12 protein-coding genes and 1 tRNA gene are annotated in these 12,418 nt (G+C 62.6%); 2 read left to right on the top strand and 11 right to left on the bottom strand.

What is annotated here, in order from left to right; all coding sequences use genetic code 11:
• The first annotated feature begins 96 nt into the window (after positions 1-96).
• Positions 97-2,208: a TonB-dependent receptor domain-containing protein gene (locus A4C63_RS10750; protein WP_063912653.1), complete on the top strand. Its 2,112-nt coding sequence runs from the start codon at positions 97-99 to the stop codon at positions 2,206-2,208.
• 146 nt (positions 2,209-2,354) lie between these two features.
• Here A4C63_RS10750 and A4C63_RS10755 read toward each other — a convergent pair whose 3' ends face one another.
• The 8 genes from A4C63_RS10755 to A4C63_RS10790 form a co-directional block, all read right to left on the bottom strand.
• Positions 2,355-2,840: an adenosine-specific kinase gene (locus tag A4C63_RS10755; protein WP_063912654.1), complete on the bottom strand. Its 486-nt coding sequence runs from the start codon at positions 2,838-2,840 to the stop codon at positions 2,355-2,357.
• A gap of 246 nt (positions 2,841-3,086) precedes the next feature.
• Positions 3,087-3,162: transfer RNA gene (locus A4C63_RS10760), tRNA-Gly, on the bottom strand.
• A gap of 64 nt (positions 3,163-3,226) precedes the next feature.
• Entirely contained in the window at positions 3,227-3,787 is a 561-nt protein-coding gene (gene pgsA, locus A4C63_RS10765) for a CDP-diacylglycerol--glycerol-3-phosphate 3-phosphatidyltransferase (RefSeq protein ID WP_025339908.1), read from the bottom strand.
• 32 nt (positions 3,788-3,819) lie between these two features.
• Positions 3,820-5,643 (bottom strand): excinuclease ABC subunit UvrC, encoded by a 1,824-nt coding sequence (uvrC, locus tag A4C63_RS10770; RefSeq protein WP_063912655.1) that lies wholly within the window; start codon positions 5,641-5,643, stop codon positions 3,820-3,822.
• 6 nt (positions 5,644-5,649) lie between these two features.
• Entirely contained in the window at positions 5,650-6,288 is a 639-nt protein-coding gene (gene uvrY, locus A4C63_RS10775; protein ID WP_003251380.1) for a UvrY/SirA/GacA family response regulator transcription factor, read from the bottom strand.
• A 63-nt stretch (positions 6,289-6,351) separates the two neighbouring features.
• On the bottom strand, positions 6,352-6,741 hold the full coding sequence (locus A4C63_RS10780; protein ID WP_063912656.1) for a helix-turn-helix domain-containing protein: 390 nt from the start codon (positions 6,739-6,741) through the stop codon (positions 6,352-6,354).
• A 117-nt stretch (positions 6,742-6,858) separates the two neighbouring features.
• Positions 6,859-7,290, bottom strand: coding sequence for a GNAT family N-acetyltransferase (locus A4C63_RS10785; RefSeq protein ID WP_063912657.1), 432 nt, complete (start codon positions 7,288-7,290; stop codon positions 6,859-6,861).
• A 54-nt stretch (positions 7,291-7,344) separates the two neighbouring features.
• Entirely contained in the window at positions 7,345-7,731 is a 387-nt protein-coding gene (locus A4C63_RS10790) for a DUF488 domain-containing protein (RefSeq protein ID WP_063912658.1), read from the bottom strand.
• A gap of 128 nt (positions 7,732-7,859) precedes the next feature.
• Between A4C63_RS10790 and A4C63_RS10795 the strand changes: the two genes are divergently transcribed.
• Positions 7,860-9,476 (top strand): inorganic phosphate transporter, encoded by a 1,617-nt coding sequence (locus A4C63_RS10795; protein WP_063912659.1) that lies wholly within the window; start codon positions 7,860-7,862, stop codon positions 9,474-9,476.
• 133 nt (positions 9,477-9,609) lie between these two features.
• Here A4C63_RS10795 and A4C63_RS10800 read toward each other — a convergent pair whose 3' ends face one another.
• From A4C63_RS10800 to A4C63_RS10810, 3 genes are all read right to left on the bottom strand, one after another.
• Positions 9,610-10,305 (bottom strand): glutathione S-transferase N-terminal domain-containing protein, encoded by a 696-nt coding sequence (locus A4C63_RS10800; RefSeq protein ID WP_063912660.1) that lies wholly within the window; start codon positions 10,303-10,305, stop codon positions 9,610-9,612.
• An 87-nt stretch (positions 10,306-10,392) separates the two neighbouring features.
• Positions 10,393-10,890, bottom strand: coding sequence for a PaaI family thioesterase (locus A4C63_RS10805; RefSeq protein WP_063912661.1), 498 nt, complete (start codon positions 10,888-10,890; stop codon positions 10,393-10,395).
• Positions 10,891-10,947: 57 nt separating this feature from the next.
• Entirely contained in the window at positions 10,948-12,330 is a 1,383-nt protein-coding gene (locus A4C63_RS10810; RefSeq protein ID WP_063912662.1) for an amino acid permease, read from the bottom strand.
• Between the last annotated feature and the right edge of the window lie 88 nt (positions 12,331-12,418).

Below are 12,418 nucleotides of genomic sequence, written 5' to 3' on the forward strand. Positions count from 1 at the left end.
GCCAGCTGGCACAGAAACTGCTCTTACACATTTCGACAGGCCTGACTATTCCCATAGAACGCCGAGGACTTACGATGACTTTCAAGGAATTCAACGATGCGTGCGATTCAACCCCATCCACTGCGCCTGGCCATCCGCCACGCCGCCCTGGCCACCGCGGCCACGGCCCTGCTGGCCCCGGTCACGGTACTGGCCGCTGACCAGACCCTCGGCACGGTGACCGTGCAGGCCGCCAAGCAATCCGAAGTGCAACAGGCCGCCAGCGCCCTGGCCGAGGTGCCCGGCGGCACCAGCGTGGTCGACAGTGAAGAGGTCGCCAAAGGCCGCACTGCCACACTGCAGGACACCCTTGGCTACCAGCCCGGCGTATTCGTGCAGTCCACCGGCGGCAACGACGCGGCGAAGATCTCGATCCGCGGCTCCGGTGCCAATACCTCGCCCGGCTACTTCCGTGAAGGCATCAAGTTCCTGTTCGACGGCCTGCCGCTGACCGGCCCTGGCGGCACACCCTACGAATTCCTCAACGCCAGCGGCGTGAACTACACCGAGATCCTGCGCGGCGCCAACGCCTTCCAGTATGGCGCGCTGACCCTCGGTGGCGCGGTCAACTTCGTCAACCACAGCGGCTACAGCGCCCCTGGCCTGCGCGTGCGCGCCGAAGCCGGCAGCTACCACTACCAGAAACAGAGCATCAGCTACGGTGGGGTCGAGGGCGACCTGGACTACTACCTGCAAGCCGACAACTACCGCAACGAGGGTTATCGCGACTACAGCCTGTCGAAGAGCTCGGGCATCGTTGCCAATGCCGGCTACCGCTTCAGCCCCAAGCTGGAAACCCGCCTGCTGCTGCGCTACCGCGATGAAACCCACAACGACCCCAGCGCCACCACCCTCAACGCCGCACTGCACCACCCGCGCCGCGCCAGCGCTACCGCCGAGAGCAGCGGTGCCGGTGCGCGCCGCCCGGGCAGCATCTGGGTGGGCAGCAAGACCACTTATACCTTTGACGACGATGCCCGGCTGACCTTCGGCCTGTCGTATCACGACTATCGCCATACCAACAGCCCGCGCAGCCCGAGCAATCCCAGTTACTGGGACTGGCACGACCTCGGCCTGCTGTTGGGCTACGACCGGGTCGACTACCTGTTCGGCCACGAAAGCCGCAGCAACATCGCCGTCACCTCCACCCAGCACCTGCGTGGCGGGGTGAACTCGGCCAACGACGACAAGGTGTCGCTCAAGCAGGTCAACTACAAGGACTCGTTCGACCGGGTGATCGCCCTGGGCAACGACCTCAACCTGGTCGACAACCTCTGGCTCACCAGCGGCGTGTCGTTCATCAACGTGCGGCGCAAGATCAACATCGACCACGCGGTGAACCCCAACACCACCACCTTCCCGCAGCACGTGGACTACGACAACTGGAGCGTCGCCCCGCGCATCGGCCTGCGCTACGAGTTCAGCCCGAACCTGCAGGTATTCACCAACTTCAGCCGCAGCATCGACCCGCCTGCTTCCTGGGAATACTCGGGCTCCGGCCCGACCCTGCCTTACATCCGCCCGTTGGTGGAGCAGAAGGCCAACACCTTCGAGGTCGGTATCAAGGGCTCGCACGGCATCTTCGATGGCAGCCTGGCACTGTACCGCTCGTGGATCCACGACGAACTGCTGAATGTGCAGATCATCCCCGCCACGTCATCGTCGGCAGCGGTCACCGGCGCCTTCAACGCCTCACCGACCATCCATCAGGGTGTCGAAGCCGGCCTCAACACCCGCCTTTGGGAAAACCCTCAGGGCGACCTGGTACGCTGGCGCCAGGTGTACACCTACAACGACTTTTACTACCGGCATGACGACACCTTCGGCGACAACCAGTTGCCGGGCGTGCCCAAGCACATCTACCAGGGTGAACTGCAGTACCAGGACCACAGCGGCTGGTACACCGGCGTCAACGTACAGTCAGCCTCGCGCACGGCAGTGGACTATGCCAATACCCTGTATGCGCCGTCGTACACCATCTGGGGGGCGAACCTGGGGTATGAGGCGCCGAAGGGCAACTGGAAGGTGTCGCTGGACCTGAAGAACCTGGCGAACAAGGCGTACGTGACGGCGGTGACGCCGGTGTACAACGCGCGCGGGCAGGATACTGCGTCGTTCTGGCCGGGGGACGGGATTGGCGCGTACGTGGGGGTCGAGTTCAGGTACTGAGCCGTTGATGCGGCCTGGTGTTTGACGACACGTCCAATCAAAGGGGCAACATCTGAAAGGCGATGCTCTCGGTGTACACCTGCCGACAGCATCGTCCTGATGCTGTTACCCCTGCAGGCACCGCTCACGCGTACCCGCTCGCCAACTCACAATTTGTAGCCGATCTGTCGTAACAAGCCCTTGCGCCACACAATGCCTTCATCATCTTCAATGTCAGTGGCACGAACCCCGTCCACCACCCCCAGGACTGCTCGCCCCTGCTCCGTCTCGGCGAGAATCACTTCAACCGGATTGGCTGTCGCACAATAAATGCAGCACACCTCTGGAACCAGCTTGACGGTGTTCAGCACATTCAGTGGATAGAATCCATCACCAAGAAAAATGATGAAACTATGGCCAGCCGCAATGTTTTGTGCATTTTTCTGGGCAAGCTCGATCATTGCGGTATCGGTGCCAGACCAGCGCACCAGGTGTTCGCCGGACGCTTCACAGAAGGCCAGGCCAAACTGGATACCTGGCACCGCATTTACCAGCGCTTCGTGGATGTCCTCGACGGACTTGATGAAGTGCGTCTGGCCAAAAATGAAGTTCGTCGCTTCTGGCTTGTCGATTTTCTGAGCGATGAGTTGCATCAAACACCTCCTTTCACGCTATGGGCAGAAGGTTCTGGCGATAGATCAAGCTTAGCCACTCAGGGGCGACTGTGGCCTGGCTGCGGGACTCTCCCTGGATGCAGCCCATAACGAAAAATGCCCCGTATCTTTCGATACGGGGCATTCTCTTGACGGGCTCTGGCAGATTGCCAGACTTTACGCAGCGTGCGCATACCCTTTTTTCACAATTTGCAGACAAAAAAGAAAATCTGCAGATCTTTAATCTGGAGCGGGAAACGAGACTCGAACTCGCGACCCCGACCTTGGCAAGGTCGTGCTCTACCAACTGAGCTATTCCCGCGTCGTGATGGGTGCCATTCTAGCGATTTCTAAAACAGCGTCAACCCCTTGATTCAAAAAAACTTTTATTTCTGCTCCGAGCCTTCGCGCAAGTGCGGCCAGGCGGCCAGCAGGTAGTGCACCATCGACCACAGGGTCAGCCCCGCCGCCACCAGCAGCAGCGCGTAACCGAGGATTACCCAGAAGGTCACCGCCGGCGGGTTGCCCAGCAGAATCACCAGCGCCAGCATCTGCGCCGCGGTTTTCCACTTGCCAAGGTTGGACACCGCCACATGCGCCCGGGCGCCCAGTTCGGCCATCCACTCGCGCAGCGCCGACACCACGATCTCGCGGCCAATGATTACCGCGGCCGGCAGGGTCAGCCAGAAGTTGGCGTGGGTCTGCACCAGCAGCACCAGGGCCACCGCCACCATCAGCTTGTCAGCCACAGGGTCGAGGAAGGCACCGAACGGCGTGCTCTGCTGCAGGCGACGCGCCAGGTAGCCGTCCAGCCAGTCGGTGGCGGCGGCAACGGCGAACACGCTGCTGGCGGCCATGTAGCTCCAGTGGTAGGGCACATAGAACAGCAGGATGAAGATCGGGATGAGCAGGACGCGTAGAACGGTGAGCAGGTTTGGAATATTCATCGGTACGACTGGCCGCAAGTTGAGCCCGCATTCTACTCGCTATGCAGGCTGGCATAAATCGACTCGGCAAGCTTTTTACTGATGCCGGGTGCTTTGGCGATTTCATCGACACTGGCGCGGTTGAGCTCCTGCAGGCCGCCGAAATGTTTCAGCAGGTCGCGCCGGCGCTTGGGCCCTACCCCGGCCACATCCTCCAGGCTGGACACCCGGCGGGCCTTGCCACGGCGGGCGCGGTGGCCGGTGATGGCGAAACGGTGGGCTTCGTCGCGGATCTGCTGGATCAGGTGCAGGGCCGGTGAGTCGCCCTTGAGGGTGAACTCGTGGTGCACGTCATTCAGGTACAGGGTTTCGAAACCGGCCTTGCGCGTCACGCCCTTGGCCACGCCAAGCAGGGTCAGGTCGCTGAAGCCCAGCTCCTGCATCACGTCACGAGCCATGTTCAACTGGCCTTTGCCGCCGTCCACCAGCAGCACATCTGGCAACTTGCCCTCGCCGTCCTTGATGCGCCCGTAACGGCGGGTCAGGGCCTGGTGCATGGCGGCATAGTCGTCACCAGCGGTGACGCCTTCGATGTTGAAGCGGCGGTAGTCAGACTTGAGCGGGCCTTCGGGGCCGAACACCACGCAGCTGGCCACCGTGGCCTCGCCGCTGGAATGGCTGATGTCGTAGCACTCCAGGCGCTGCGGCACCTCGTCCAGCTTGAGCACCTCGGCCAGGGCCTCGAAACGTGCGGCCATGTGCTGGCGGTTGGCCAGGCGGGCATTGAGCGCCTGCTCGGCGTTGGTTACCGCCAGTTGCTGCCAGCGGGCGCGGGTACCGCGTACCCGGTGGCTGATGGTCAGCTCGCGGCCGCGCAGCGTGTGCAGCGCTTCCGTGATGGCTTCGAAGTCTTCGTGCACCACGTTGACGATCAGCTCGCCCGGCAGTTCGCGCTCGGCATTGCCCAGGTAGTACTGGGAGAGGAACGCGGCCATCACTTCGGCCACCTCCTCCTCGATGCCCACCTGGGGGAAGAAGTTCTTGCTGCCCAGCACCCGCCCGCCGCGCACGCTGATCAGGTGCACACAGGCGCCACCGGGGTTGACGAAGGCGGCGATGACATCTACGTCGCCGCTGCCGCCTTCGATGTACTGCTGGTCCTGGACCCGGCGCAGCAAAGCGATCTGGTCGCGCAACTCGGCGGCCCTCTCGAAATTGAGGGCCATGGCGGCCTTCTCCATCTCGGCATTGAGCTCGTTGCCCAGTTGCTGGCTACGCCCTTCGAGGAACATCACCGAGTGGCGCACGTCCTCGGCATATTCCTCGGCGGTCACCAGGCCCGTGCAGGGCCCTTTGCAGCGCTTGATCTGATACTGCAGGCACGGCCGGGTGCGGTTGGCGTAGTAGCTGTCTTCGCACTGGCGCACCGAAAAGGCCTTTTGCAGCAGGCTGAGACTTTCGCGAATGGCCCCGGCACTGGGGTACGGGCCAAAGTAGCGGCCCTTGGCCTTCTTCGCCCCACGGTGAATACCCAGCCGCGGGAACTCGCCGTCGGAAAGGAACACGTAGGGGTAGGATTTGTCGTCGCGCAGCAGGATGTTGTACGGCGGCCGCCATTCCTTGATCAGGTTCTGCTCCAGCAGCAGCGCCTCGGTTTCGTTGGCGGTGATGGTGGTTTCGACCTGGGCGATGCGCGCCACCAGCGCGGCGGTCTTGGGCGCCAGGCCGGTCTTGCGGAAATAGCTGGCCAGGCGCTTCTTGAGGTTCTTGGCCTTGCCCACGTAAAGCAGCCGGGCTTCGGCGTCGAACATCCGGTAGACGCCCGGGCGACCACTGCAGGTCGCCAGGAATGCGCTGGCATCGAAAACTTGGGACATGAGGTTTTACAGGCTTGCGTCGACCATACCGTGGCGAACGGCCAGCAAGGTCAGTTCGACATCGCTGGTGACCGAGAGTTTTTCAAAGATCCGATAACGGTAAGTATTGACGGTCTTGGGCGAGAGGCACAACTTGTCGGAGATGATCTGCACTTTCTGGCAGCCGACGATCATCAGGGCAATCTGGATTTCCCGCTCCGACAAGGCATCGAACGGCGAGCCCTGTGGCTGGAACGGTTTCAGCGCCAGCTGCTGGGCGATCTGCGGGCTGATGTAGCGCTGGCCGGCAAAGGCCAGGCGGATGGCCTGGACCATTTCGTCAAGGCCGGCGCCCTTGGTCAGGTAGCCAGCAGCACCGGCTTGCAGCAGGCGCGTGGGGAATGGGTCTTCCTCGCACACGGTCACGGCAACCACCTTGATGTCCGGGTGGCTGCGCAGCAGCTTGCGGGTGGCCTCCAGGCCACCGATGCCGGGCATTTTCACATCCATCAGCACCACATCCGGCTTCAGCTCACGGGCCAGCTTGAGTGCCGATTCGCCCGAATCCCCCTCACCCACCACCTGCAGGCCATCGATGTCGGCCAGCATGCGGGTAATACCGGTTCGTACCAGATCGTGATCATCGACCACTAAGACCCTAATCAAGCACACACCTCGTCAGCAGGGCGATTGGATCCCGCCACCTTAACAAAATTTTTCACGGCGGGCCTAACGCATTCCTTCCGTAAGAAACGCCTGACGTTCAACCGAGAGCGGCCTCACTGTCTGCCGGGATTTGTCGTTGTTGGTCAAACGCCGCAGCAGGTGCCAGAGTGCCGCCTGATCGTCGCACGACAACTGCCGGAAAGCCCTCAGCAAACCGGACTCATCGGCGTTAAGCCCCTCAAGCGGTAGCGGGGTGCGGATACCGCTGAGCACATATTGCGCATCCACCCCCCTGGCCGCCAATGCCGCCAGGTAATCGACCCGCGGCGAGCGTTCACCACTCTCGTACTTGCCCTGGGCATTGGGTTCGACCCCGCCGATATCTCCAAACACGCGCTGGGTCATCCCCAGACGCTCACGCTCTTCCCGCAGCCGCGGACCGATTCCATTCATGGGAGGCTCCTTGTCCCTGTTCACACTCATGTACGGCCTACCCGCCTGCAGGCAGCCGTAAACGCCTGAGTTCACTATGCCCATGCTCACCAGTCGCGACAAGCCATCATTGCGCTATTAGTCGATCGTACGCTGCATGCGCACAAAGCATTCGTCCTCTCCCATTTCGACGAAGCCATGGCGCTGGTACAGCACACGCGCCGGGTTGCTGCGAAACACCATCAGCCGTAGCAGCGGCAGATGCCGCTGGCGGGCCCACAGCGCCAACTGCTCCAGCACCCAGCTGCCGACACCACGCCCACGGTGCTCGGGTAGCAGGTGCAACTCGCGGATGAACAGCGCCTGGCGGTCCTGGCTGAGGCTGCAGAAGCCGAGCACGGTTTCACCTTCAGTCACCAGCCACTGCTCGCGCCAGCCCCAGGCTTCGTCGAAGGCTTGCTCGATCCACAACAGGTCATATTCACGGTAGTACGGCAGCATGGCGCGGCGCGTGAGGTCGCGTGCGAAGGTGCAGTGGGTGTCGTCGGCGGGGGTCAGGTTCAGGGGCATCACATATCGAACTCTTGGGTTTGCCGGCGACAGGGCCGGTAAAACGAATATCAATCATTGGGCGTAGCACACGGGCGAACTGCCAGGCCCACGCCGGTCCAGTTCGTCCTCCAGCCATTGCGCCAGCACCCGGGCATTGTTGTGTTCAGTGTCCTTGCCCGCATAAAGCAATGTCAAAGTGCCCTTCCCCGCCAAGTCCAACAGCGGGTACCAGTGCTCGGGGTGGGCCGCCAGCTCTTGCTGGTAGCGCTGGGTGAACCCGGCGAAATCCACTTCACCCTGGTGAAACGCCTTGCGCAATTCATCCGAGGGTGCAACTTCGCGCAACCACTGTCCGCGCAGGTCTTCCTTGCGCTTGTTACGCGGCCACAGGCGATCGACCAGCACGCGCTGGCCGTCGTCCTGCTCAACCGCATCGTAGACACGCTTGCAGCGAATCATCGGTTTCTCCTGCCATTACCGTCCGTCTTGAGCCTAGATAAATCATTGATCGAGGTCACGGCCGGGTTACGAATTGTTTCTATGCTCAAGGCCTTCGGCACCTTCGCCCCACGCCAACCGGAGCCCCCATGGCAACCCCGTCACTGGCCAGCCAGCCGCAACTGGCCCAACGCGACTCCCGCCCGCAGCTTGCCCACAAGCCGGGGCGTGCCACCCTGGTGTTGTTCTTCGGCCTGCTGCTGGCCGGCATTGCCTACACCGCCTGGAGCCTGAAGCAGGATGTGACGGCCAGCGGCACGGTAATCACCACGGTCACGCCATTCCTGCTGCTGGGCCTGGCATTGCTGATTGCCCTGGGCTTCGAGTTCGTCAATGGCTTCCATGACACTGCCAACGCAGTGGCCACCGTGATCTACACCCACTCGTTGCCGGCACCGGTCGCCGTGGTGTGGTCCGGGCTGTGCAACTTCCTCGGCGTGCTGCTTTCCAGCGGCGCGGTAGCGTTCGGCATCATCGCCCTGCTGCCGGTGGAGCTGATTCTGCAGGTCGGCTCCTCGGCCGGCTTCGCCATGGTCTTCGCCCTGCTGCTGGCGGCGATCATCTGGAACCTAGGCACCTGGTGGCTGGGCCTGCCGGCATCCTCCTCGCACACCCTGATCGGTTCGATCATCGGTGTGGGCGTGGCCAACGCGCTGATGCACGGACGCGACGGTACCAGTGGCGTGGACTGGGCCCAGGCCAGCAAGGTCGGTTATGCCCTGCTGTTCTCGCCACTGATCGGCTTTGCCTGCGCTGCCCTGTTGCTGCTGGCCCTGCGCGCGCTGGTCAAGCGCAAGGCGCTGTACCAGGCGCCGGAAGGCCAGACACCACCACCGTGGTGGATCCGCGGCGTGCTGATCCTGACCTGCACCGGAGTGTCCTTTGCCCACGGTTCCAACGACGGCCAGAAAGGCATGGGCCTGATCATGCTGATTCTGGTCGGCACCCTGCCGATGGCTTACGCACTGAACAAGACCATGCCCAATGAGCAGGCCCTGCAGTTTTCCGCCGTCGCCGAGGTAACCCGCCAGGCACTGGTGCGCAACGACCCGCAAGCGGCGCCGGCCGACCCGCGCCAGGTGCTGACCACGTTCATTGCCGAACCCAAGGCGAGCCCGCAACTGGTACCGGCGCTGGCGGCGCTGACCGGCATGATCGGCGAAGAGGTCAAAGGTTATGGCTCGCTCAAGCGCGTACCGGCCGAGGCCATGGCCAACGTGCGCAACGACATGTACCTGACCAGCGAAGCCATCCGCCTGATCGAGAAGAACCAGCTGGTGGTGTTCGATGCCGACACACGCAGCCATGTGCTGCTGCTCAAGACCCAGCTGGACGACGCCACCCGCTACATCCCGCTGTGGGTGAAAGTGGCCGTGGCCATCGCACTGGGGCTGGGGACCATGGTCGGCTGGCGGCGCATCGTGGTGACGGTAGGCGAGAAGATCGGCAAGACCCATCTCAGCTATGCCCAGGGTGCGTCGGCCGAGGTGGTGGCAATGTGCACCATTGGTGCGGCGGACATGTTCGGGTTGCCGGTGTCGACCACTCACGTGTTGAGCTCCGGGGTGGCCGGGACCATGGTGGCCAACGGGTCGGGGATTCAGAAGCGCACGCTGATCAACCTGCTGATGGCCTGGGTGCTGACCTTGCCGGCAGCGATGCTGTTGGCCGGCAGCCTGTACTGGCTACTGCACCACATTTTCTGAATCTGTACTCCATCCCTGTGGGAGCGGGCATGCCCGCGAACACCGGCAAAGCCGGTGCCATGCACCGCGGTGCCGGCTTCGCTGCGGTTCGACGCCTCGACACGCCCGCCCCCCCAGGATAAGTGCCAACTGTTCAAGCCGGGATTTTCAGACCACGCTGCACCGCCGGCCGCTCGAGAAACGCCGCCAGCACCCGCTGCACTTCCTTGAACTGATCGAAGCCGACCAAGTCTCGGGCGTTGTAACGCTCCACCAGGTTACGCACCCACGGGAAGATCGCGATATCGGCAATGCTGTACTCGTCAACCATCCATTCCCGGCCTTTCAGATGCCGGTCCAGCACACCGAGCAGGCGCTTGGACTCGTTGGCATAACGGTCCCGCGGGCGTTTGTCCTCGTATTCCTTGCCAGCAAAGAAATGGAAGAAGCCCACCTGGCCGAACATCGGCCCGATGCCGCCCATCTGGAACATCAGCCACTGCAGAGTCTGGTAACGCTGGGGCGGATCCTGGCTCAGCAACTGGCCGCTCTTCTCCGCCAGGTACTGCAGGATGGCCCCAGACTCGAACAGCGGCAGCGGCTGGCCGCCCGGGCCATTGGGGTCGAGGATGGCGGGGATCTTGTTGTTGGCGCTGAGCGAGATGAATTCGGGGCTCAGCTGGTCATCGTTGTCGAAGCTGACCTTGTGCGGCTCATAGGCCAGGCCGATCTCTTCGAGCATGATCGACACCTTGACGCCATTGGGCGTCGGCAGTGAATACAGCTGCAGGCGCTCGGGGTGCCTGGCGGGCCACTTGCGGGTAATAGGGAACGCACTGAGATCGGTCATGATCAACCTTGCCTGGGGGAGTGAACCTCTCACTCTAGAGACATCCCCGGCCGCTGACCATCACCGACCACTTGTCAGCACGGGCAGTCAGGCTTGGCCATGAGCCTTGAGCTTGAGCTTTTCGGTATCGACACGGACGAACACCGAGTCGGCGGTCACGGTCAGCACATCATCGGCCCAGACTTCGCAGATCACCCGGCTCTTGCGCCCTACTTCGCCTTCCACACGCGCCTTGAGCAACAGCTCGACGCCCATCGGCGTGGGTTTCAGGTAGGTCAGGTTGAGCGTGCCGGTAACGCAGTCGATACGCGGCAGGCTACCCGGCTCGCGGCCTTCGTTACGGTAGTGGTAGGCCATCGCCGTCCAGTTGGAGTGGCAGTCGACCAGCATCGCCAGCAGGCCGCCGTAAACCAGGCCGGGCCAGCCGGTGAAGGTGCTGTCGGGCACGTGCCGGCACAACAGGTGGATGCCGTCGGCGTCCCAGTGGCTTTGCAGGTGCAGGCCGCTGGGGTGGGAGCAACCGCAGCCGTAGCAAGTGCCGTCGGGTGCAGCGAGTGCCTGTAGAGAAAGTGAGTGGTCGTTCATACGCTTCCTGTGCTTGTTCGAATGGGGGCGCGCAACGCCCCCATTAAAGCAGAATCATCAGGCCGTCTGGGCAACCACCTTGGCGCCCCGCTGGGTCAGCGATACCAGCAGGATGAATGCAGTCACCCCGGCAGTCATCAGCGTCTCGTAGCGGTAGGCATCGCTGAACAGCATGTAGCCCAGCACCATGACGATGGTGCCGATCACCAGCCAGGTCAGCCACGGGAACAGCCACATCTTCAACTCCAGCGGCCGCCCTTCACGCTCGGCACGGGCCCGCATGCGCAGCTGCGACACGGCAATCACCAGGTACACCAGCAAGGCGATGGCGCCCGTAGTGGACAGCAGGAAGCCGAACACCTTGCCCGGGAACACATAGTTGACGAAGCACCCGGCAAAGCCGGCCAAGGTCGAGAAGATGACCGCCACAGTCGGTACGCCAGAACCGGAAATGCGCTTGGTCACGCTCAGCGCCTGGCCACGGGCGCCCAGCGAATAGAGCATGCGCGACGCGGTGTACAGCCCCGAGTTCATGCAGCTGGTCACGGCCACCAGCACCACGATATCCACCAGCAGCTTGGCACCCGGCACGTTCAGCACTTCCAGTACGCGCTGGAACGAACCCACCGCCTTAAGCTCCGGGTCGTTCCAGGCCACCAGCGACACCACCAGGAAGATCGACGCCAGGTAGAAGATGGCGATGCGGTACACCACCAGGTTGGTGGCGCGGCGGATCTTGTCTTTCGGGTTGGCGGTTTCGTCAGCGGCAATGGTGACGATTTCGGCACCAAAGAACGAGAAGATGGTGATCAGCACGCCACCGAGCACGGTGCCGAAACCGTTGGGCATGAAGCCGCCGTTGTCCCACAGACGGCTCACCCCGGACACCTCGGCCAGCGGCCAGACGCCGAACACCGCCAGGCTGCAGACCACGATGAAGGCGATGATCGCCACCACCTTGACCAGCGCGAACCAGTACTCGAAGGCCCCGAAGTTCTTCACGCTGATCAGGTTGGTAGCCGACAGCACCAGCATGATCAGGAAGGCGAACAGCCACGACGGCACACCGGGGAAGTAGGCATGCAGGATATCGGCGCCGGCAATGGCCTCGACCGGAATGATCAGTACCCAGAACCACCAGTACAGCCAGCCGATGGTAAAGCCCGCCCAAGGGCCGATGGCTTCGGAGGCATAGGTGGAAAACGAGCCGCTGTTGGGGTTGGCGATGGCCATTTCGCCTAGCATGCGCATCACCAGCAAGACCAGCAGGCCGGTCATGGCGTAGGAGATGAGGATGGCCGGGCCGGCGGTGGCAATGGCGTTGGAGGAACCGATGAACAGGCCGGCGCCGATGATGCCGGCGATGGAGATCATGGAGACCTGACGGGACGTCAGGCCGTGCTGCAGGGAGCGCTGTTTGTTGTTGTGTAGCGAAGCCATGAAGAACCCTCGAATGGGTCGGCCGCAGCGGAGCGGCTGAAGACTGGAGCAGAATTCTTATAAATTTCTGATGTTCATTTTTGTTGTT

Source organism: Pseudomonas sp. p21 (genome assembly GCF_001642705.1).
In the GTDB taxonomy this organism is placed as follows: Bacteria; Pseudomonadota; Gammaproteobacteria; order Pseudomonadales; family Pseudomonadaceae; genus Aquipseudomonas.

Coding starts and splice junctions, on each gene's coding strand:
- A4C63_RS10795 (WP_063912659.1), top strand. CDS start 7,860: ATGGCAACCCCGTCACTGGCCAGCCAGCCGCAACTGGCCCAACGCGAC.
- A4C63_RS10780 (WP_063912656.1), bottom strand. CDS start 6,741: ATGAATGGAATCGGTCCGCGGCTGCGGGAAGAGCGTGAGCGTCTGGGG.
- A4C63_RS10785 (WP_063912657.1), bottom strand. CDS start 7,290: ATGCCCCTGAACCTGACCCCCGCCGACGACACCCACTGCACCTTCGCA.
- A4C63_RS10800 (WP_063912660.1), bottom strand. CDS start 10,305: ATGACCGATCTCAGTGCGTTCCCTATTACCCGCAAGTGGCCCGCCAGG.
- A4C63_RS10810 (WP_063912662.1), bottom strand. CDS start 12,330: ATGGCTTCGCTACACAACAACAAACAGCGCTCCCTGCAGCACGGCCTG.
- A4C63_RS10750 (WP_063912653.1), top strand. CDS start 97: ATGCGTGCGATTCAACCCCATCCACTGCGCCTGGCCATCCGCCACGCC.
- pgsA (WP_025339908.1), bottom strand. CDS start 3,787: ATGAATATTCCAAACCTGCTCACCGTTCTACGCGTCCTGCTCATCCCG.
- A4C63_RS10790 (WP_063912658.1), bottom strand. CDS start 7,731: ATGATTCGCTGCAAGCGTGTCTACGATGCGGTTGAGCAGGACGACGGC.
- A4C63_RS10805 (WP_063912661.1), bottom strand. CDS start 10,890: ATGAACGACCACTCACTTTCTCTACAGGCACTCGCTGCACCCGACGGC.
- A4C63_RS10755 (WP_063912654.1), bottom strand. CDS start 2,840: ATGCAACTCATCGCTCAGAAAATCGACAAGCCAGAAGCGACGAACTTC.
- uvrC (WP_063912655.1), bottom strand. CDS start 5,643: ATGTCCCAAGTTTTCGATGCCAGCGCATTCCTGGCGACCTGCAGTGGT.